Origin of the sequence: Streptomyces sp. PKU-EA00015, assembly GCF_013387495.1 — a bacterium.
Taxonomy (GTDB): domain Bacteria; phylum Actinomycetota; class Actinomycetes; order Streptomycetales; family Streptomycetaceae; genus Streptomyces.
Genome location: NZ_JABZEE010000015.1, coordinates 197,410 through 216,789, shown reverse-complemented (window position 1 = coordinate 216,789; position 19,380 = coordinate 197,410). Strand labels below are relative to the sequence as shown.

Sequence of the window (19,380 nt, the reverse complement as noted above, 5' to 3'; positions counted from 1 at the left end):
AGCATCAGCCCTGTCGCAGGGATGAGGAACAAGAGCAGGTCTGGCGAACGACATGAGCGCCCGTGACGGGCAGCGCGAGCGCCTCGAGCAGCTCGGCATCACGCCGCTGGCCGCAGCGCAACAGACGTCCGCCAAGGCACCCAAGACGGCCTCCGGCGCCTTCGAGAAGGCCGTAGCAACCCTCGCGCTGCCCTCGCGCAGTTCCTGTCGAACAGCAAGAGCAGGCGGGGAAGCTCACCGCAGACAAGCTCCAGGCGCCGGCGGACCTCGGACTCCACTGGACCGCATGACATCGTTCTTCGCCGATTCACCCGCAGCCGGGGATTCAGCTGCGGGTACCTTCCCCGAGGTCCTCGGCAAGAGTCCACTGGCCGTCTTCGCTGTACTCGCCGGCGTGCGGCAGGATCGAGCGGTTCATCCAGGCGGGTTCCCTTGCCACACTGCGGCGAGCTGGGAGTCGGAAGGATGTACGGCGCTGGGCTCCTTTGGCGTCCGTTTCTTCTGGGTGGATGCCGGTGAAGGGATGTGATCCTTGGCCTGGCAGTCTGTCCAGGTGGACGCTCTCATTGGCACTCAGGTGCCTCATCGGCGACTGGCTGATTCTGCCTCGGCGGTTGCGGCCCTGGAACGGGTCGCACCCGAGCTTGCGCGTTTCCGGCGTACGGCTCCCGCCGGCATCGACTGGGCCCAGGTGGAGGAATGCCTGGGCGTGGGGCTTCCCTCGGACTACAAGCTGCTCGCCGAGACCTACCCGTCCTTGGTCTTCGATGACTTCCTGTGCGTCGGCTTCCCGCCCCCGGGGCGGGAGAAGGCGTGGGCCGAAGACCCGGAGGATCTTGAGATCCTCGCCGAGTGGTGCGAGGACGCCGAGATGGCCGTCCCCTTGTACCCGTTTCCTGCTCCTGGAGGACTGCTGCCCTGGGCCACGTCGAACCAGGGCGACTACTTTCTCTGGACCACCGCTGAGGCCGGCCCCGATGAGTGGACTGTCACCGTGGCCTCCCGTAATGGCGGCTGGTGGCACTACACGGGAGGCGCCATTCAGTTCCTGGCGGACCTGATCAGCGGGTCCCTGGAGCTGTGGGAGTTGCCGTCGGTGCGGCCATCCGTCGAGGCCTTCGGAGCGAACTGAGACCGTCTACATCCGTCCAGGCGGCGGTGACAGATGAGGGTGGCGCCTATGCCGACAAAGGCGAGAAGTGCTCAGCCTTGCGTTCGTAGCGGCGGTGAAGCCGACGGCACCCCGCGAGCCAGGACACGGTCCTCTCAACCACCCACCGGTGACGACCCAGCCGCCGCGATGAGTCGACGCCCTTGCCGGGCGATTCGGTGACGGATGCCGCGCTTGCGCGTGCAGTTTCGCGGGCCTTCGCCGCCGTGGTCCGCGGCGCGAGCGGATGGGCGGGATTCCCCGCACCAACGGTTCGAGGCCCTGGCTGTCATGCATGGTCGTGCCCGAGATGCCCAGGGACAGGGGCAGTCCGTTCCGGTCTGTAATCAGGTGGATCTTCGATCCCAACTTGCCTCGGTCGGTCGGATTCGGTCCCGTCAAAGGCCCCCCTTTGCCGCCCGAAGACTGACCGAGTCGATCGCACACCGCGACCAGTCCAGCTCGCCTCGGGCGCCGAGCTCATCGAGGACAACGCGGTGGAGCCGGGCCCAGACCCTGGCCCGGCTCCACTGGGCGAAGCGCCGATTGACGGGCTGCCAGCTGTGGCCGGGCGGAAGCTGCCGCCACGTGCAGCCCGAGGTGGACACGAAGATGATCGCAGCCAGTACCTCGCGGCCCGCACGCCGCCGGCCCCCGCCCTGTGGACGGTTCACCTCTGTCGGCGGCACCACCCGGCGGAACAGCACCCACAACTCGTCGGGCGCCGGACGCTCAACCAAATTTGTCATGCGCGGCTCAACTAGCGATCCCACCAAGAGAAACGACCTCTTTAGTCCTCCGGAGGGAACACGGCCTCGCCCGTCCCGGCCAGCCGCAGGGAGATCGCCTCGACGGGACAGTTCTCCGCCGCCCCCATCAGTTCTTCCGACGCCGGCGTCTCCTGCTCCACCGGATGCGATTGCCGTGCAGAGTCCAGCCGGAATCCCTCGGGCAACGCGGCCACGCACATCGCCGACCCGATACAGGCCTCCCGGTCGACGTCCACTTGCCACCGCTCACCCATCAGTCCGTTCCCTTCCAATGTGCGGGCAGGTCATGTGCTCCAGAACGATCAGAGCGCATGCGGGAACGCGATGCTGTCTGGCTTAGGCCAGACCGGTCTCGGGATGGCAGATCTCACACGGCTTGCCGTCCGACTCCCCGAGCGCGATCAGCGCCTCATCGCGGTCCTGCCAGCCATCGGGTGCCGGTACCACTGCACCAGATCCATACCCGGTGCGGTGGCGGCCGGCACGCGCGGGAAGCTCACCGCCGACGAACTCCAGCAACTCGCCGACCTCGGACTCGACTGGGCAGTAGCGTGAGGTTGCCCGCCTACGGCAGGCGGCAGTGCCGAGCAACTGCCACCGCGACCGCCCTGCGCAGGGCGGTCGCCGGACCGACAAGGACATCTGATCGAGCACGGGGGAGCCGGATGGTGCGCGGTGCGGAACGGCAGGCGCGATTAAGGGTGCGTCGGCGCCCTCGCCCGGTTCCCGTGCAGGTAATGCACCCGCGGGCCGAGGCGGAGCAGGCACGGGTGATCGCACCAGAGCCTGGTGGCGGGCGGTGGAACGACAAGCCGGGCCCGGCACACCTGACGCGCCGGGCCCGGCCGGGCAGGGCGTGCGTCAACAGGCCCTGCAGGCGTCCTGGTGCGGCGGACTGCGACCCGTGTACTCGGGAGCCCCGGGGAGTCGGCAGCTCGTGACCCGCATCATGGCCCGCGGCGTTCTCAATGGGGCAAACAGACCTGGGACGCTGGTGACCACCGGATTCACAGGCTGTAGTCCCGAATCGGGCGTAGCCGCTGGCCACGCCCGGTCTGCGAACGCTGCCGCCTGGCCGCCTAGCCGCCTAGCCGCCTAGCCGCCTAGCCGCCTAGCCGCCTAGCCGCCTGGGAACGGGTGTCACCGGGTGACGACACGTGCTGGAACACCGCTGACCGGCAGGAACCATTTCGGGCATTCGGGCCGGGCGGCGAGCGACGACGCCGTGGCATGCTGGGCCCGTCCGGGCCGCGCATGGAAGCGTCGGTGGGGCGCCGGGGTATGCGCGCTGGCGCCGGTGTCCGCCTGGTTCGCCTTCGTGGTCGTGTGACGGCCCCGATGCAAGAAGCAACGAGAGAACCCCAGCCAGGACGCTGCTGTTCGTGCCCGGCGACCGACCGGAACGCTTCGCCAAGGCGGCCGCGTGCGGTGCGGACGGCGTGCTCGTCGATCTGGAGGACGCCGTCGCGCCATGGATGGGAAGGCCCGAGCGCGGGATGCCGCGGTGGCATGGCTAGCTAGCTAGCCGCACACGACGGATATCTGCGGATCAACGCAGCCGACACGATGTCGGTGTACGGCCTCGGCTGCCCAGTTGCGTACGGATGAACGTCCCCAGTTGGAGGGTTCGCGTTCTTGGTCTGGCTGGGTCGAGATCACGAGGTCGTCTCTGCTGTAGGCGGCCTGCCGGGCGAAGTCGCCGTCGAGGTCGCCGAGCGTGACGTGGGCACCCTGGGGGGCGTACGCCTTCGCGGTGGCGAGTCCGATGCCGCGTGCGGCGCCGGTGACGGCGATGTCGGCGCCGCGCATGTCGATGGCGGGGAATCTCATGCGCTGAGCTCCTGCCGGTCGGTGGGGTGGATGACGGTGAAGTCGCGGGCGTCGAAGCGTGCCACCTGTGTGCGGAGCCGGCCGGTGGACCAGGGCCAGCTGAAGCTGTTGCGGCCGTTGGCGTCGAGGTAGTAGCTCCGGCATCCGCCGGTGTTGTAGACGGTGCCCGCGAGGGCGGCCTGCAGTTCGGTGTTGTAGGCGGTCTGCACGTCGCGGCGTACCTCGACCGACGCCCACCCCTCGGCGCGTGCTGAGCGGATCGCGCCGAAGACGAGATCGAGCTGGGCCTCGAGGATGGTGAAAGCGGAGCTGTGTCCGGTGCCCAGGCCGGGACCGAGGAGCAGAAACGCGTTGGGGAACCCGGCGGTGACGGTGCCGAGGTACGCCTCGGGGGAGCCCTGCCAGTGGTCGGCGAGGGAACGTCCGGCGCCGTCGTGGATGAGGTTCGACAGCGGCATGTCGAGGATGTGAAAGCCCGTGCCGAGGATGATCGCGTCCACTTCGGCGCTGCTGCCGTCGGCGCCGAGCACGGTGGTGGCGTCGACCGTGCGGACGGCGCAGGCGTGCACGTCCACATTCGGGCGGGTCAGGGCCGGGTAGTAGTGGTTGGAGAACAGGATGCGCTTGCAGCCGATGGTGTAGTCGGGGGTCAGCTTGCGGCGCAGTTCACGATCCCGCACGGTGGCGCGCAAGTGTGCGCGTGCCACGGCCTGTACGCCGCGCAGCAGCGAGGGCCTGCGAAATCCGCGGCCCAGCATCTCCATGGCCCGGTACTCCACCGCGGCCACCGCAGCCCGGGCGCCGGGCACGTGCCGCATCACCCACCGTTCGGCCTTCGGTATGCGATGGTCCGGCTTGGGCAGCACCCACTGGGCGGTGCGCTGGAACAGGTGGAGCCGGTCGACCTGGGGGGCGATGGCCGGGACGAACTGCACGGCCGATGCCCCGGTGCCGAGCACCGCGACCCGCTTGCCGCGCAGGTCGTACTCGTGGTTCCAGCGCGCGGAGTGGAACACCTCGCCGGGAAACTCCGCAAGGCCCGGGATGTCTGGAATGAGAGGCTCGTTCCACGGCCCGGCACCGGCGATCAGGAACCGGGCGGTGAACTCGCCGGCATTGGTGCTGATCCGCCACCGTGCCGCCTGGGGGTTCCAGTGCGCCTCGGTCATGCGCACGCCGAACCGGGTGTGCTCGCGCAGCCGGTGCCGGTCGGCGACCCCTTCCACGTAGGCGAGGATCTCCGGCTGATGCGCGTACACCCTCGTCCAGTCCGGGTTCGGCGCGAACGAGTAGCTGTAGAGCCGGGACGGCACATCGCACTGGCAGCCCGGATAGGTGTTGGCCCGCCACGTGCCGCCTACGTCGTCGGCGGCCTCGATGATCAGGAAGTCCCGGATCCCGGCCTCGCGCAACCGGACCCCCGCGCCGACCCCGGAGATACCGGCGCCGATGACGATGACCTCGAAATGGGCGCTCATGCCGTGGTGCTCCTGTCGATGGCTCGCTTGACACGGTCGGGTGCGGTACGCAGGGAGACGTCGAGGGTGGCCGGTCGGCGGGCGACGTCCATGAAGTTGAAGCCCATGACGGCCAGTTCCTCGGCGTGGGGCTCGATCCGGACGACGCGGGTCCCCGCTGCCCGAAGCAGGTGTTCCTCCGCGTCGAGGGTCCGGGTCATCCAGCGCCTGGCGACGCGTTCGAGGCGGCTCAGCCCGGTGGCGGGCGCGCCCCCGGACGTCGCCATCGGGGCGACGATCACCACCTCGTCCAGGCCGAGCGGGGCAACGAGGTCGGCCGACGTCGGCGACACCACCCCGCCGTCGAGGTAGGCGCGCCCGTCGATCCGGACGGGAGGGAACCAGCCCGGGATCGCCCACGACGCGGCCAACGCGCTGCCGATGTCGGCGACCGGGGCGTCGGGCGAACCGAACGCGACCCGCCTGCCGGAGCGCGTCTCGGTCGCCACCAGCCACGTACGTGACGACGCGAGCCACGTGTGGCCGTCCGCCAGCGCGACGCCGAAGCCCCGCAGCCACCCCGCATCCCCGCGGCCGCGCGGCAGAAGGCCGAGCAGCCCCGACCCAAGCGGGACACGGCCCCGGGTTGCCGCCGCCGTCAGCCCGGCGCCCGGCAGCCCCGGCCACGGAACCGGTGGCAGGGCGCCCGGGTGCGCGCCGACGTGCCGCAGGAGCAGCGGGTCCGCGTCGGAGCGGCCCTGCAGTGCCGCAAGCAGGTCGGAGACCGACCGGCCGGATCCGAGCGCGGACACGACCTCCGCCCCCGCCGACGTCCCCACCAGTACCTCTGCCGTGCGGGCATCCCAGTCGAGCTGCTCCTCGACCGCGGCCAGCGCCGCAACCGCCCATGCGAAACCGAGGGTGCCGCCGCACCCGACGACCAGCCCGCGTCGTTGACACCCCGCCATGGATTCTCCCGGTATTTGAATTCCAAGGGAATCCGAAAGCTAGCGGTATCCTCCGGGGGTGGCAAGACTGACCCGGGCCGAGAGCCAGGCCCGCACCCGCGAACACGTCCTCGACACCGCGTACGCGCTCTTCCTGGGCGAAGGCTTCACGGCGACGTCAATGGAGCGTGTCGCCGAGGCGGCGGGCTACTCGAAGGGGGCGGTGTACTCCAACTTCGCCACCAAGAACGAGCTGTGCCTGGCCGTGCTCGACCGCATCGCCGCGGAACAGGTGACACAGCTGGCCGCCGCGATGGGCGACGCGCCCCTCTTCGAGGACCGGATCGCGGGATTCGCCCGCTGGGCCGACGAGACCATCGGCGACAGCTCGTGGACCTCGCTGGAAGTCGAGTTCGCCACCGCCAACCGCCGCGACAAGCAGGTGTGCGAGCAACTCGCCCAGCGCCGGCGCATCGTCACCGACACGCTCGCGGACCTGATCCGGGCGCAGGCGGACGAACTCGGCATCACACTCGCCCTGCCCGCCGACACCGCCGCCCTGACGCTGCTCAGCCTCGGCATCGGGCTCGGCGTCCAGCGCGCCTTCGACCCGACCGTACCCGTGCAGCCCATCGTCGACCTGCTGCGCAGCGTCATGAGCGGGCGCCCCTGAGGGTGCCCATGCTGCTGCGCTGACGGTGCGGGACCCCCGGCTGCGTGTCAGCGTGGGCGCCAGGTGCGGACTTCGAGGTGGGTGATGTGTGCGTCCGGGTGAATGCGGGCGGCTGCCGGAGGGGTGGACGTAACCGGTCTTGGCGAGGCGGACGGTGAAAGCGAGACGCAGGCCCCGCGGGCGGCCCGGTAGGACAGCTTGCCGTCCGCTTCGAGGCCACCGTCCAAATCGCCGCGATACACCAGGGGCTGTGAGCCACCGCTCCTCGTCCGGCCGTGCCATGCTGGGCCACCGAATTCGACAGCACACGCATGGGGAGAGTTCAGTGGCCGCCAGGTACTACTGCGCTGACAGCGAGAACGGCGACCACGTCGACGACCCGTCCGAGGACGCCCTGTTCATGCTGATCGACGACCTCAACGACACGGACAACACCTTTGTCGTCATCCAACCCGACCAGGACGACCCCTCCTGGTTCGCTTCTGTCGCCGTCCTGAAAAACGGCGGATACGAGATCGTCCGCCTCGACACCACCCGCCGCGAGCACGACGTCGTTGTCGCGACCAGCACCGACCACATCGCGGGCGACCTCACCAAGTGGCTGGCCGCCCGCGCTCCCTGAAAGCCGGCCAAGCGCACGCTCCTGGGGTGCGGTGGTCAGATGCGCCAGGTGCGGATGCAGTCAGCCGCCTGGTAAACGTCCGCCTTGGCGGCCTGGATGTCGCGGACCAGGTCGACCATGGCTCCGTACGGGGGGGTCGATGCCCTCGCCGGAGGCGTGTATGTAGGCGGCGGCGACCCGGCAGGCGTACAGCTGTTGCGGTACGGCAGCGGCTGCAGCCGTACCAGGGTGTGCAGCAGGGCGGCGGCCCCAGTTCGAGGTCGACCGCGCGGTGCGGCTCCAGGCCGGTGAGCTGGCTCAGGGTGGCTGCGGTCGTGGGGGTGTGGCGGGCAGTCCGCGCGCCGCGACACCGGATCCCCTTCGGAAGGGCACCACATCGGCCGACACCCTGCGCATCTGGGCTCACCGCATTTCGGCGGATGAGAGGCTGGAAGCGCGGATTTCCCGGCGAGGCCCGCGTCGGGCGGCTCAGCAGCCTCCGATGTGCCTCCTCTCTGGCGATCGGAGGTGCACCGTGGCGTCCACGCCGAGTGGGCTGGGGCCGGACGGCCAGGAGGTGACCGGCCCCCTGTCCTGGTACCGGTCGTTCACTCGCGAGGGGCGCCGGGCCTTCAAGGGGGCGTTCGGCGGCTTCGCTCTCGACTCCTACGACTTTCAGGTACTGCCGCTGAGCATGGTCGCGATCGCGGGCTACTTCAGCCTCAGCACGGCGCAGACAGGACTGCTGACGACCGTCACACTGCTGATGTCCGCCATCGGTGGAATTCTCGCCGGGGTGCTGATCGACCGTGTGGGCCGGGTCCGCACCCTCATGATCACCGTGGGCACCTACGCCCTGTTCACCGTGCTGTGCGGTTTCGCGCTGAACTATCCCATGCTGCTGGTGAGCAGGGCCTTTCAGGGCATCGGTTTCGGCGGCGAGTGGGCGGCCGGTGCCGTCCTGATCGCCGAATACGCCAAGAGCCGGTACCGGGGCCGGGTGTTGGCCTTCATCCAGAGTTCCTGGGCCGTCGGCTGGGGGCTGGCGGTCATCGTGAGCACCGTGGTGATGGATACCCTCGACCCCGCCATCGCCTGGCGCGTGATGTTCTGGACCGGCGCTCTTCCCGCACTGCTGCTGGTGTATGTGCGTCGCAAGGTGCAGGACGCCCCTCAGGTGACCAGGCGGCTCACGAAGGAGGGGCGCGTCCCGCTGTCATCTGTCTTCCAAGGCGCCCTGGCCCGCAAGACGTTCTTCGCCACCCTGCTCGCGACGGGGGTGCAGGGCGGCTACTACACCATTGCGACCTGGCTGCCCGCCTATCTGAAGACCGAACGCGGTCTGACCGTCGTAGGCACCGGCGGCTACTTGTTCGTGCTGATCACCGGCGCCTTCTGTGGTTACGTCACCGCCGGCTACGTCGTCGACTTCCTGGGACGCAAGAAGTCCTTCGCCCTGTTCGCGGTTCTCAGCGGGGGCCTGTTGATGGCTTACATCAACATCCCCCAGGGTTCCAACAGAATGCTTCTGGTCCTGGGCTTCCCTCTGGGTTTTTGCGCCTCCGCCATCTTCTCCGGCTTCGGCGCTTTCCTCGCCGAGCTCTACCCGAGTGCTGTCCGCGGCACCGGGCAGAGCTTCACCTACAACGTCGGACGCGCCTGCGGGGCCTTCTTCCCGACTTCCGTGGGGTTTGCGGCGGGCGACGAAGGCGTCGGCGGCGCTCTCGTCTACGGTGTCATGGGTTACGCCGTCGCCCTCATCGCCCTCGTCGGTCTGCCGGAGACCCGCGGCACGGAACTCTCGTGACCGGCTCAGCGGCACAGGCAGCCGCCGGTCGCCGATCCGGTGACGGGCCCGGAGTGCGGAGGTCTGGAGGGCCGGCCGGCGCGGAGCCCGTCCGGTCCACGATCTGGCCGGCTCAGATCCGGCGGCGTCGGTGGATCGGGCCGAACCTGACCGGCAGGCCCGGCACGGCCTGAGCTGCCGCAGCCAGTCGGTTCTCGGGTACGACACCGATGACGGGATAGCCGCCGGTGGTCGGGGAGTCGGCCAGGAAGACCACGGGTTTCCCCTCGGGTGGCACCTGAATCGCTCCCACGACCATCCCCTCGCTGGCCATTTCACGGTGCACGGCGCGCTCGAGAACGGGGCCGTCCGTCCGCAGCGCGATGCGGTTGCTCTTGGAGGAGACCCAGAATCGGGCGCTCGCGAGTGTGTCCACGGCGGCGCGCGTGAACCAGTCGTCCCGAGGACCGAGGAGTACGGGAAGCACCAATTCGGACGGGGGTGCCTGCCATGCCACGGTGTCGGATCGCATCGGCCGACCGCCGGGTACGCCCACGGCGACGGTGTCGCCGTCCCGGAGCGGGGCGGGGCCGAGGCCGGAGAGGAGATCGGTGGAGCGGCTGCCGAGGACGGGCGGGACGATGATGCCTCCGCTGACGGCGATGTAGCTGCGCAGGCCGCTCGTGACCGTGCCCACCGACAGCACAGCGCCTGCGGGCAGGTACACCGGCTCGGCCCACGCCGCGGGTCTGTCGTTGACGCGTACCGGTGCGGGGGCACCGGTCACGGCCACGACCACGGCCTGCGTAACGCGTACGGCTACGCCGGTGAGTGTCGTTTCCAACGTTGCAGCGTCGACCGGGTTGCCGACCAGCCGGTTCGCCAGACGGTGCGCAGGCTGGTCGAGGGCGCCGGACCGCGGTACGCCCAGACTGGCGTGGCCGAACCGGCCGAGGTCCTGAATCGTTGTGAGGGCGCCGGCCCGTATGACTTCCATCTTGCCGCCGCTCATGCGTTGTGCCTCCCGCCCTTCGTCTCGGCCTGCCTCGTTCTCCTGGATCCGCCACGATCACGGGTTACAGGCTGGGGGATGAAGCGGACACGCGTGCCCGGGGCCAGCAACGCGGCGGGGTCGCGTTCCATGTCCCACAGGCCCACGTCAGTCGTGCCGATCAGCTGCCAGCCGCCGGGAGAGGCACGAGGGTAGATGCCGGTGTAGGGGCCCGCCAGTGCCACGGAGCCCGCGGGTACGGACGTGCGGGGTTCTGCTTTCCTGGGCACGTGGTAGGGCTCTTGGAGCCCGAGCATGTAGGCGAACCCGGGAACGAAGCCGCAGAAGGCCACGCGGTACTGGGTACTGCTGTGAATGCCGGCCACATCCTGCTCGGAGACACCCCACAGCTCCGCCACGGCTGGAAGATCGGCACCGTCGTAGCGCACCGGAATCTCGACCAGCGGGCCGCTGTCGCCTGTGAGCGCCGGAACCGACCAGTGACGCAGCTCTGCGGCCATGGCGTCGATGTCGCCGACTCCGTACATCAGTACGGTCTTCTCGCCGGGCACGACCTCGCGCACCGGCGGGAGCGTGCCTGCGCTGCGGCGGTTCAGGATCTGAGCATGCCAGGCCTGGGCCTCCTCCGGCGTGTCCAGGTCGACCAGGAGGGAATCGGCTCCCACAGGGCTCAGTCTCATGCGAAGGCCTCTACCCTGACACCCGCCGATTCCAGCGCCCCGCGTACCTGCTTGGCCAGCTCGACGGCCCCAGGGGTGTCTCCGTGCAGGCACAGCGAGCGCGCCCTGATCGGCACCGTCTCCCCGTCGAGGGAGACGACGCAACCCTTCCGCGCCAGGTCCACTGCCCGCCGGGCGACTTGCTCGGCAGAGGTGAGCACCGCTCCCGGGGTGGCCCTGGGGACGAGGGTCCCTGCCGCCGTGTAGGCGCGGTCGACGAAAGCCTCCTCGACAGCCGGCAGGCCTACGAGCCGGGCTTCCGCATGCATGGCCGAGCCGGGCAGGCACAGGACGGGCAGCGTGGCATCCGCGAGCCGGACACCGGCAGCGACGGCGGCCGCCTGCTCCTGGTCGAACACCACCCGGTTGTACAGCGCCCCGTGGGGCTTGACGTATGCGACGTCCGCTCCGGCTGCCCGGGCGAACACCTGGAGGGAGCCGATCTGGTACGTGATCTCGTCGGCGAGCTCCTGGGCGGGGACGTCCATGGCTCGGCGCCCGAAGCCCGCCAGGTCTCGGTAGGAGACCTGGGCTCCGATCCGCACGCCGCGTCGGGCTGCCGTGTCGCAGACGCGGTGCATGATGCTCGGGTCTCCGGCGTGGAACCCGCAGGCGACATTGGCACTGGTCACCACCGACAGCATGGCCTCGTCGTCGGTGAGCGTCCAGCGACCGAAGCCTTCTGCCAGATCGGCGTTGAGGTCGATCACGATGTCTGTCACAGCTGTTGTGTCTCCTTGAAGCAGTCCACTCGGCACGAGCAGCCACTGCGCGGTCATGCGAGGCGGTAGTCCGTGTCACGAGCGTCGGTGATAAGCATGTAGCCGGGGGCGTGCGTGATCGCGAAGGGGGTCGCGACACCATCAGCGCTGCTCGGGGCGTGACCCCACAGGCCCAGAACACCGGCACGTCGCCTGGCTCGGCCGCCACCGGATCTCCGAAATCGGGCCGGCCGAGGTCCTTGATGCCCAAAGTGGCCGGGTCGCCGACGTGCAGCGGGCTTCCGTGGACCGCCGGCAGACGCGGCGCACCGACCCGTGGTGGGCACGTCGGTGCCGTGGCGGAATCCGGCCCGCGCGGCCCGGGGAGTCAGAGCTGCCGGGGCTGGAACATTCGTCATCGATGATCCTCTCGTCACAGGTGTCGGCTACGACTCCCGTCCGGTGCAGGCCTGCGGAATCAGGCTCTGGGCACTGAGGCACTGCGACCCTCGGCAGCGCTGGCGTGCCCCTGATCCGGACTCCAGATCTTGACCGGCAGAGCAGCACCTCTGGAATCCATATTAGAGGATCGTTGAACGATCCGGTAGATGGTGTGTTGTTTCGTTCACGCATTTCCGGTTGACTGGAAACGAGCAGGCTTGAAGAGGTCATCGGCCGCACCGTCGGCCGTCGGGGAAGGAAAAAAGGGATGACAACCGAGGTCGACCCGTCGGTTCTCGCCGGGGACCGGGCGCTCTTGGGGCGGTCCAGCACCGCGGACCGGGTGGCCGACATCCTGCGGTCTCGTATCACCGATGGGTATCTGCGACCGGGAAGCAAACTGTCCGAGGACGCAATCGGCAGCGCATTGGGAGTCTCCCGCAACACACTGCGCGAGGCCTTCCGTCTGCTGACCCACGAGAGGCTGCTCGTCCACGAGCTCAACCGCGGCGTGTTCGTCCGCGACCTCACGGTGCAGGACGTGACCGACATCTACCGGGTCCGCAAGCTCATCGAATGCGCGGCAGTCCGCAATCTCGGGGCGCCCCCCTACGACTTGAGCAATGCTGAAGCTGCGGTCGCCGAAGGCGACCGGGCGGCGGCAGAAGGCTCCTGGCTCGAGCTCGGCACGGCGAACATCCACTTCCACCACGCTGTCGTGGCCCTCGCCCAGAGCAAGCGTCTGGACGAGCTGATGCGCGGTGTCCTGGCCGAACTGCGGTTGGTCTTCCATGCCATGGACAATCCGCGCGGATTCCACGAGCCCTTCCTGGAGCGCAACCGGCAGATCCTCTCCGCCCTGCGCGAGGCGGACTTGGTCAGAGCCGAGTTGCTCTTGGCCGACTACCTCGCCGACGCGGAGAAACTGCTGATTCAGAGGTATTCAGAGCTCCCGACCGCCTGACGGGCCCGGCACCGGGCCGGCGCACCGGCTCCACCCGCCCGACGCCGGTGACGCATGCCGCTTACCCACCGTCACTCGTCATTGGCCACTCCAGCTCGGCCTGAGCCACGTCGAAGGGGTAGACGAGGCGGTATCTGCCGGCATGCACCTGTTCCACGATGCCGCGTGCGCCGATGTTCTGATGGTTGTCGTCGAATTTCACACCGTCCCAGGGCATGATCGTGTCTCGTCCCGGTACATCCGTGTTCACCAGTGCCGAGCGGATGTCGGCCGGCCGGCGGGATCCGGCATCGTTGATCGCTTGGGCGAGGGTCATGACGGCGGTGAACGCACGGGCGGCGTCGTCATTCATCGGAGCGCGATAGCGCTTCCTGTACAGGCCTGCGACGGCCTTGGCCGTGGGATTGCGTTCGGCCAGGTCTGCCGACCACGCGAACCGGCTGCACACTCCTTCCGCCCCGGCACGGGCCTCGCGCAGGAAGACAGGATCCGCATAGCCGCCGCCGAACGCGATGAGTGCCCTGGGGCGGTGGGCAAGGGAGCGGAAGGACTCCTGCAGCGCCAGGGCCTGCGCGGTGTACAGCAGCGTCAGGACGACGTCGGGCTCCTCCTGCGCGACCGTACGCGCGGGATCGACGAGGCCTTCCGTCCCGCTCTCGACTGCCACGTCGGCGACGACGTGCGCGTCGACGTGGGACGCGAGGCGTTTGATCATGGCGGCTCCGTCGTTGCCGTACTGATCGTCCGTGTGGACGACGGCGATGCGTCGGATGGACGTACCCATACTCTGGCGTTCCTTGAGCATGGAGAAGACCACCCGGCCGTAGTCGAGCTCAGAGGGGCCGGTGCGGAAGAACCAGTCCAGTCCCCGTTCGGTCAACGATGAGGCGGAGGAGCCTCCGTTGACGAAGGGGATCTTCAGTTTCTCGGACCGTGCGCTGGACGCTTCGGTGACGGCCGACTCGTAGCCGCCGACGACGGCAACCACCTGCCCGTCGGTCACCAGCTGCTCGACTTCGGCGGCACCCCGCGTCGTGGAGCCGTGGGTGTCGGCCACCAGGAGTCTGATGCGGGCGTTGTGCAGGCGTGGCAGGCCCGCGCCCTTCGCCAGGGGCAGAGGGATCGGGTAACGGCCGTTGACGATCTCGACGGCGAGTTCGGCGCCCCGCCGGGTGTCGGTTCCCACCGTGGCCACAGGCCCCGACACAGGTGCGAGGAAGCCGATGTTCACCGTGCGGTGAGGCTGGACCGGCACGTCGGCACCTCCGGTGCAGGCCGTTGCGACGAGCAGCGCGGTGGACAGAAGCACGGCGACGCCGGCAACTGGTCTGGGCATCAGAGGTGGCCTTCCGTGTCGGGTGGGGTGCTGCCGGATCGGGCGGGAGGCAACGGGCAGGGAGCGGGGGTGTCACCGCTGTGCAAGCGTTGGGCGAACCGGCGCTGGGTCAGCCATTCCTGCGGCGAGGAGAAGGCCGGTGCGGAGTCGGTGCTGTGGGGGGTGCCGCGGGGGAAAACGTGGTCGCCGTCAGTACCCGGGGAGGAGAGCCGGGCGGGCTCGGAGCGGGAGACGGGTCGATCGGCGGGCGGGGGGCACTGCTCGTGGGTGGCGGGAGCACCGTCGTGGCGAGCGGTGAGCAGGCTCGCCGGGATGCGTACCAGTGCCGTGGTCCCCCGCTGGACGCCGGAGACCAGATGGACGTGGATGCCATGTTTGGCGGCGAGGCGGCCGACGACGATCAGTCCCATGCTCCGGCCTGCGCTCGGGTCCAGAGACGAAGCGGAAGCGAGCCGCTGATTCACCGCGGCCAGGTGCTCGGGCGCCATCCCGGTGCCGTGGTCCTGAATGGAGACAAGGAGGTCGCTCGGACGGTCCGGCGCCATCCCGCATGTCACTGTGACGCGCGTGTCCGCGCCGGAGAAGTCCGTCGCGTTCTCCATCAGCTCGGCGAGCAGGTGCACCAGGTCGGTGACCGCATCCGCCGCCATGTCGGCGGTCACCAGGGGACGGTAGTCGATCCTGGTGTACTGCTCGACCTCGGCGCCGGCCGCCAGCATGATGTCGGCCAGAGGCATCGGCTGTTCCCAGATGCGGCCGGTGTCGGACCCTGCCAGCACCAGAAGGCTCTCGTCCGTGCGCAGCATCTGCGTGGCGAGGTGATCCAGGCGGAAGAGGCGGGCAAGGTGGTCGGGGTCGCGCTCGTGCTGCTCGAGGTCGCCGATCTCAGTGAGCAGCCTGCCCACCCGTTGCTGGTTGCGGCGTGAGAGGTGGATGAACATGCCGTTGATGTGCGCGCGCAGCGCCGCCTGGTCCCTGATCAGTGCGACGGCGGCGTTCTGCACCGCGTCGAAGGCCTCGGCGACTTCCCCGATCTCGTCGTCGGACGCCACGCCGGTGGGCGTGGACCGGTAACCGTCGAGATCGTCGACATCCGCCTGCCGCAGACGGGTGAGCGCCTCGGGCAGGCGCTCGTTGGCAACCTCCAGTGCCGACATGCGCAGCCTCGCCAGCGGACGGGTCAGGGACCGCACTACGGCAGTGATCACCCAGCCCGTGGTTGCGAACACGGCCGCCATTCCTGCCGCGGACCACAGGGCCACACTCTCCCGGGAGGCGTGTGCCTCGCTGCTGACGGCCACGAGGTCGGCGAGGATCTCCGCTTCCACCTCCCGCATCAGCGTGATCTTGTGGCTGGAGGCTCTGCGCCAGGCCGCGGGGTCCACGTCGATGCGCGGAGACTGTGCCTGTTCGGTGGCTCGTTCCTGGATGGCGTGTGCGGTGCTGACCGGTGCGCCCTTCACGGTGTCGGCGTACAGACTCCGCTGCTTCGTGCTTGCCGTGGTCATGAATTGGTTGATGGATTCCTGCTGACGGGCGACTGTGCCGGCGAAGTCAGGGAACTGCCCGACGAGGAAGGTGCGGGTCGTCAGGACGCTGTTGAGTGAGGCACGCACCCGACTGGTGTTCTCCGTGGCCCGGGAGAGGGCGTTGAGGGAGCGCACGTGGGATGCGGCCGCGTCGCCGCCGTTTCGCGAGGCCAGGGCCGGTCCGATGTCCAGCAACCTGCGAATGGCCGTGGTGTAGTTGGCGAGGATGGAACTCTGCGTGAGGTTGGCCCGGTCCACGGACGTGCGGAGTGCCGGAAGGCTGCGCAGTTCGCGGGTGATGTCCTGGAGGACTGTGTCGAGTTGCGGATCATCGGTGGTGTCGATGCCCGCCGCTGCCGAGCGGTAGGCGGCCACCGCTGTGTCGACCTCGGCGCGTTGTTCCCGTGGGTCGGTGTCTACAACCTTGCGCCGGCCCCGGATGAAAGAGGCAGTGACGTCGCGTTCGTCCTGGAGAGCCCGGACCAGGTCGAGGGCCGGCTGCTGGAGCCGGGCCATCTCGGAGAAGCGTCTGTGGTCGTTCGCGTCGCCGATGGTGTGAGAAATGCTCACGACGGCCATGGCAGCCGCCAGCAGGCCGGGGAACAGCACGACCGCGGTCAGCTTGTGCCGGACGCGCCAGTTCTCGGGTCGGTACAAGCGGCCCACGGCCTTGACGTCCGGCTCATACCGGCGTCGAAGCCTTCCTATGTGGGAGTGGCTCGCTCTGGTGTGCAACGGCTGGAACCTCTCGTGAGTGCCGGCCCGGCGGTCTGGACTTGGGCGTTGAGCGATGCCGGCCCGTGTGTCGGCATGACAGTGGTGGCCGGCAGTGCCGCCGACCACCACTGATCTGCAGAACCATGTGCCTGAAGGCCGACTGTGCGTCAGGACAGTTCCTTGCCACGGGTTTCCGGCAGCCAAAGCAGCGCGACGAGGGCGAGTCCGTAGCCGATGGCACCGTAGATCAGCGCACCGCCGACACCCGCCGAGGAAAAGCCCACGGCGGTGGGGAAGATCGCCCCGACGGCCCGTCCGACGTTGTAGGTGAAGCTCTGGCCAGTGCCGCGGACCGCGCTCGGGTAGAGCTCGGCCAGGTAGGAGCCGAAGCCGGAGAAGATGGCGGAGGCGCTGAAGCCGAGGGGGAAGCCGAGTACGAGCAGGAGAGTGTTCGACCCCTCGGGGATGTTCACGTAGGTCATCAGCAGGCCCGCGCTGAGGAATGCGAAGAGGGCGAACGATGCCTTGCGTCCCAGCCGGTCGACGAGGTGACCTGCGGTGACATAACCACAGAAGGCGCCGGTGATCAGCACGCTCAGGTAGCCGCCGGTACCGACGACGGTGAGGCCACGCTCCGCCTTGAGGTAGGCGGGCAGCCATGTGGCGAACGTGTAGTAGCCGCCCATCACGCCGGTGGCCAGCAAGGTCGCGAAGAACGTCCTGCGGGTCAGGTCGCCTTGGAAGATGGAGGACAGTGGGACGCGCGCGTCCTTTTCCGCGAGCCGCTCGGTCACCTCGGGCGCATCCTCCACATTGCGCCGCACGTACACCAGCAGTACCGCCGGCAGCGCTCCGGTCCAGAACAGCACCCGCCAGGCGAGATCCGGGTCGACGTTGTTCATGACGGCGGTGCCGACAACGACGGCCAGCGCCCAGCCCACCGCCCACGAACTCTGGACCCAGGCGAGAACACGGCCGCGGTAGCGGGACTTGGCGTATTCGGCGACCAGGATTGCTCCGGCCGCCCACTCGCCGCCGAAGCCGATTCCCTGGAGCGTCCGGAAGCCGAGCAGCATCGGGTAGTTGGTGGCGAAGCCGCACAGGACGGTGAACAGCGCGTAGGTGGCCACCGTGACCATCAGCGTCTTCACCCGGCCGATACGGTCGATCAGCATGCCCGCGATCACGCCACCGACTGCGGATGCAAGCAGCGTGACAGTGGTCAGGAGGCCTGTCTGAGCCGTCGTCAGGCCGAAGTAGGCGGTGATGGCCACCATCGCCATTGGCAGCACAAGGAAGTCGTAGGAGTCGAGGGCATAGCCGCCGAATGCCCCCTTGAACGCCTTGCGGCCTTGCGGGGACATCGACCGGTACCAGGCGAACCGGCCAGTCGGCTCAGCCTCCACAGTCGTCGGGGGGGTGGTGGGGATGGATGTCACGATGACCTCACGGAGGGAGGGGAGGAACGGGCCGAGACCTCTGGGGAACTGCCGGTGAAGCGTTGCTTCCGGCCTCGCGATCGGGAGACCACGCACATCGGGCTCGGCTCGACGATGGGAACAAGGTAGGGATCGTTGAACGATCCTTCAAGAGGGTGGGAGGTTACTTCTACAACTCGGGCTCATTTCGGGCCGTACTCGTACGGCAGCTCTTCAGTCGGCAGCTCTTCAGCGCGGATCATCCCCGCGCCGGCTTCTCCGGCAGGCAGCACCGCCCACACCACATGGCCGTGAGGCAGGCGCCACACTCCCCAGTCCGAGGAGACGGCCTCCACCAGGAAGAGTCCCCGGCCACTGCAGAGGAGTTCGCCCCCGTCGGCGCCCAAACCGGGCACCTCGCGCCGAGCGGGAACACTGCCCGACTCCCCACCCCCGCAGTCGCCGACTTCGAGGCGAATCATGTCGTCGCGGTCGCTGGAGATGCGGCGCATCGTGTGCCAGACCGGCTCCACCTTCGAGCCATGCCTGACGGCATTGGTGACCAGCTCAGAGATGATCAGTTCGGCTTCGTCGATGAGATGCCGCAGGCCCCAGGCCTCCAGCTGAGCACCGACCTGCCGACGAGCGGTCTGGGCGGAACCGGCCGCCGGGGGCAGAACCCAGGTCACACTCACCTGGAGCTCCGCCTGGCCGAAGGTCGGACCGGCCGGCTCGACCTGGGCGGAAACGAAGGGAGGCATTGCGTACCCCAAGAGGGATGTGTGTGCGGCGCCGACGTTGCCGGGACTGACCGCAGGCGGTCCGCCTCGAGAGGGCTCGAAGCGGAATGAATGGCGACTGGCGCCTCTGGCGTCGGCGAGACCGCGGTCATGCGCTCGCGAGTCCCGACTTTCGCCCACCTTTTCCGGGGATCGTTCTACAATCCTTTTTCTGGATTAGCAGGCGATTCACCGATTGTCAAGGGCTCCCGCCTTGAAGTTGCAGCCGCTCCCAGGCGCCCCTTCAGGCGTCAGGCACTGCCGCCCGCTTCGCGAGCGAGGCACCTCAGGCGGGGGGCAAGGACAGGTCAACTGGTGCAACGGCCCGGTTGGTCAGCCGCCCCCGCAGGCGCGTGCGGACCGCAGAGGAGTCCGTGCCGCCGAGAGGGACGGGACCACCAGCACTACCGACGCAGAAAGGATTGAGGAATCGTTCAACAATCCCTACACTCCCGTACTCAGCGACGCCTCGGCCATGCCGCCTCATGCACCCTCCGCGCCACACACAAGGCGTGCCATGCCCCCTCTTGACCCCGCATACCGCCGGTAA

Annotated in this window: 17 protein-coding genes and 3 pseudogenes; 7 read left to right on the top strand and 13 right to left on the bottom strand. The window is 68.8% G+C overall.

The annotated features are described in order from the left end of the window. Positions 1 to 553 precede the first annotated feature (553 nt). Positions 554 to 1,132, top strand: a complete 579-nt coding sequence (locus HW130_RS14245) for an SMI1/KNR4 family protein (protein ID WP_177149903.1) — start codon at positions 554 to 556, stop codon at positions 1,130 to 1,132. Between the two features lie 17 nt (positions 1,133 to 1,149). Here HW130_RS14245 and HW130_RS14240 read toward each other — a convergent pair. After that, positions 1,150 to 1,899: pseudogene (locus HW130_RS14240) on the bottom strand (IS5 family transposase); the annotation flags it as partial. 41 nt (positions 1,900 to 1,940) lie between these two features. After that, positions 1,941 to 2,174, bottom strand: coding sequence for a ferredoxin (locus HW130_RS14235; RefSeq protein ID WP_177149902.1), 234 nt, complete (start codon positions 2,172 to 2,174; stop codon positions 1,941 to 1,943). Between the two features lie 103 nt (positions 2,175 to 2,277). Between HW130_RS14235 and HW130_RS14230 the strand changes: the two genes are divergently transcribed. Both HW130_RS14230 and HW130_RS14225 read left to right on the top strand, forming a co-directional pair. Then, on the top strand, positions 2,278 to 2,475 hold the full coding sequence (locus HW130_RS14230) for a hypothetical protein (RefSeq protein ID WP_177149901.1): 198 nt from the start codon (positions 2,278 to 2,280) through the stop codon (positions 2,473 to 2,475). A gap of 818 nt (positions 2,476 to 3,293) precedes the next feature. Continuing rightward, positions 3,294 to 3,392: pseudogene (locus tag HW130_RS14225) on the top strand (aldolase/citrate lyase family protein); the annotation flags it as partial. Positions 3,393 to 3,441: 49 nt separating this feature from the next. Here HW130_RS14225 and HW130_RS14220 read toward each other — a convergent pair. Genes HW130_RS14220 through HW130_RS14210 form a run of 3 tightly spaced genes read right to left on the bottom strand, consistent with a single transcriptional unit; the run spans position 3,442 to position 6,175 of the window. After that, the gene (locus HW130_RS14220; protein WP_177149900.1) at positions 3,442 to 3,750 is read right to left on the bottom strand and encodes an SDR family NAD(P)-dependent oxidoreductase; all 309 of its coding nucleotides are present in this window, start codon (positions 3,748 to 3,750) and stop codon (positions 3,442 to 3,444) included. Next, positions 3,747 to 5,228 carry an NAD(P)/FAD-dependent oxidoreductase gene (locus tag HW130_RS14215; RefSeq protein ID WP_177149899.1) on the bottom strand — a complete coding sequence of 494 codons (1,482 nt, stop codon included), beginning with the start codon at positions 5,226 to 5,228 and terminating at the stop codon, positions 3,747 to 3,749. The genes HW130_RS14220 and HW130_RS14215 overlap by 4 nt, the downstream gene beginning before the upstream one ends. Then, a complete protein-coding gene (locus HW130_RS14210; protein ID WP_177149898.1) occupies positions 5,225 to 6,175 on the bottom strand; it encodes a patatin-like phospholipase family protein in 951 nt (316 codons plus the stop codon). The genes HW130_RS14215 and HW130_RS14210 overlap by 4 nt, the downstream gene beginning before the upstream one ends. 58 nt (positions 6,176 to 6,233) lie before the next feature. Between HW130_RS14210 and HW130_RS14205 the strand changes: the two genes are divergently transcribed. From HW130_RS14205 to HW130_RS14195, 3 genes are all read left to right on the top strand, one after another. Continuing rightward, positions 6,234 to 6,827 (top strand): TetR/AcrR family transcriptional regulator, encoded by a 594-nt coding sequence (locus HW130_RS14205; protein WP_177149897.1) that lies wholly within the window; start codon positions 6,234 to 6,236, stop codon positions 6,825 to 6,827. Positions 6,828 to 7,107: 280 nt separating this feature from the next. Continuing rightward, the gene (locus tag HW130_RS14200; RefSeq protein ID WP_177149951.1) at positions 7,108 to 7,449 is read left to right on the top strand and encodes a hypothetical protein; all 342 of its coding nucleotides are present in this window, start codon (positions 7,108 to 7,110) and stop codon (positions 7,447 to 7,449) included. A gap of 481 nt (positions 7,450 to 7,930) precedes the next feature. Further along, positions 7,931 to 9,235 (top strand): MFS transporter, encoded by a 1,305-nt coding sequence (locus HW130_RS14195; RefSeq protein ID WP_177149950.1) that lies wholly within the window; start codon positions 7,931 to 7,933, stop codon positions 9,233 to 9,235. A gap of 112 nt (positions 9,236 to 9,347) precedes the next feature. Here the strand turns inward: HW130_RS14195 and HW130_RS14190 are convergent, their stop codons facing one another. The 4 genes and pseudogenes from HW130_RS14190 to HW130_RS14175 form a co-directional block, all read right to left on the bottom strand. Continuing rightward, complete coding sequence (locus HW130_RS14190) at positions 9,348 to 10,226, bottom strand: biotin-dependent carboxyltransferase family protein (RefSeq protein ID WP_177149896.1); 879 nt, start codon at positions 10,224 to 10,226, stop codon at positions 9,348 to 9,350. Beyond that, positions 10,223 to 10,906, bottom strand: a complete 684-nt coding sequence (locus HW130_RS14185; protein ID WP_177149895.1) for an allophanate hydrolase subunit 1 — start codon at positions 10,904 to 10,906, stop codon at positions 10,223 to 10,225. The genes HW130_RS14190 and HW130_RS14185 overlap by 4 nt, the downstream gene beginning before the upstream one ends. Then, positions 10,903 to 11,667, bottom strand: a complete 765-nt coding sequence (locus HW130_RS14180; protein WP_309140433.1) for a 5-oxoprolinase subunit PxpA — start codon at positions 11,665 to 11,667, stop codon at positions 10,903 to 10,905. The genes HW130_RS14185 and HW130_RS14180 overlap by 4 nt, the downstream gene beginning before the upstream one ends. A 53-nt stretch (positions 11,668 to 11,720) precedes the next feature. Beyond that, a pseudogene (locus tag HW130_RS14175) lies at positions 11,721 to 11,965 on the bottom strand (D-glutamate cyclase family protein); the annotation flags it as partial. Between the two features lie 390 nt (positions 11,966 to 12,355). Here HW130_RS14175 and HW130_RS14170 point away from each other — a divergent pair. Further along, on the top strand, positions 12,356 to 13,051 hold the full coding sequence (locus HW130_RS14170) for a GntR family transcriptional regulator (protein ID WP_177149893.1): 696 nt from the start codon (positions 12,356 to 12,358) through the stop codon (positions 13,049 to 13,051). A gap of 61 nt (positions 13,052 to 13,112) precedes the next feature. Here the strand turns inward: HW130_RS14170 and HW130_RS14165 are convergent, their stop codons facing one another. The 4 genes from HW130_RS14165 to HW130_RS14150 all read right to left on the bottom strand — a co-directional run bounded on the left by HW130_RS14165 (position 13,113) and on the right by HW130_RS14150 (position 18,746). Next, positions 13,113 to 14,387, bottom strand: a complete 1,275-nt coding sequence (locus HW130_RS14165; RefSeq protein WP_177149892.1) for an ABC transporter substrate-binding protein — start codon at positions 14,385 to 14,387, stop codon at positions 13,113 to 13,115. Next, entirely contained in the window at positions 14,387 to 16,573 is a 2,187-nt protein-coding gene (locus tag HW130_RS14160; RefSeq protein ID WP_177149891.1) for a nitrate- and nitrite sensing domain-containing protein, read from the bottom strand. The genes HW130_RS14165 and HW130_RS14160 overlap by 1 nt, the downstream gene beginning before the upstream one ends. 227 nt (positions 16,574 to 16,800) lie before the next feature. Then, on the bottom strand, positions 16,801 to 17,997 hold the full coding sequence (locus tag HW130_RS14155) for an MFS transporter (protein ID WP_177149890.1): 1,197 nt from the start codon (positions 17,995 to 17,997) through the stop codon (positions 16,801 to 16,803). 257 nt (positions 17,998 to 18,254) lie between these two features. Next, positions 18,255 to 18,746: an ATP-binding protein gene (locus HW130_RS14150; RefSeq protein WP_177149889.1), complete on the bottom strand. Its 492-nt coding sequence runs from the start codon at positions 18,744 to 18,746 to the stop codon at positions 18,255 to 18,257. Positions 18,747 to 19,380 lie beyond the last annotated feature (634 nt).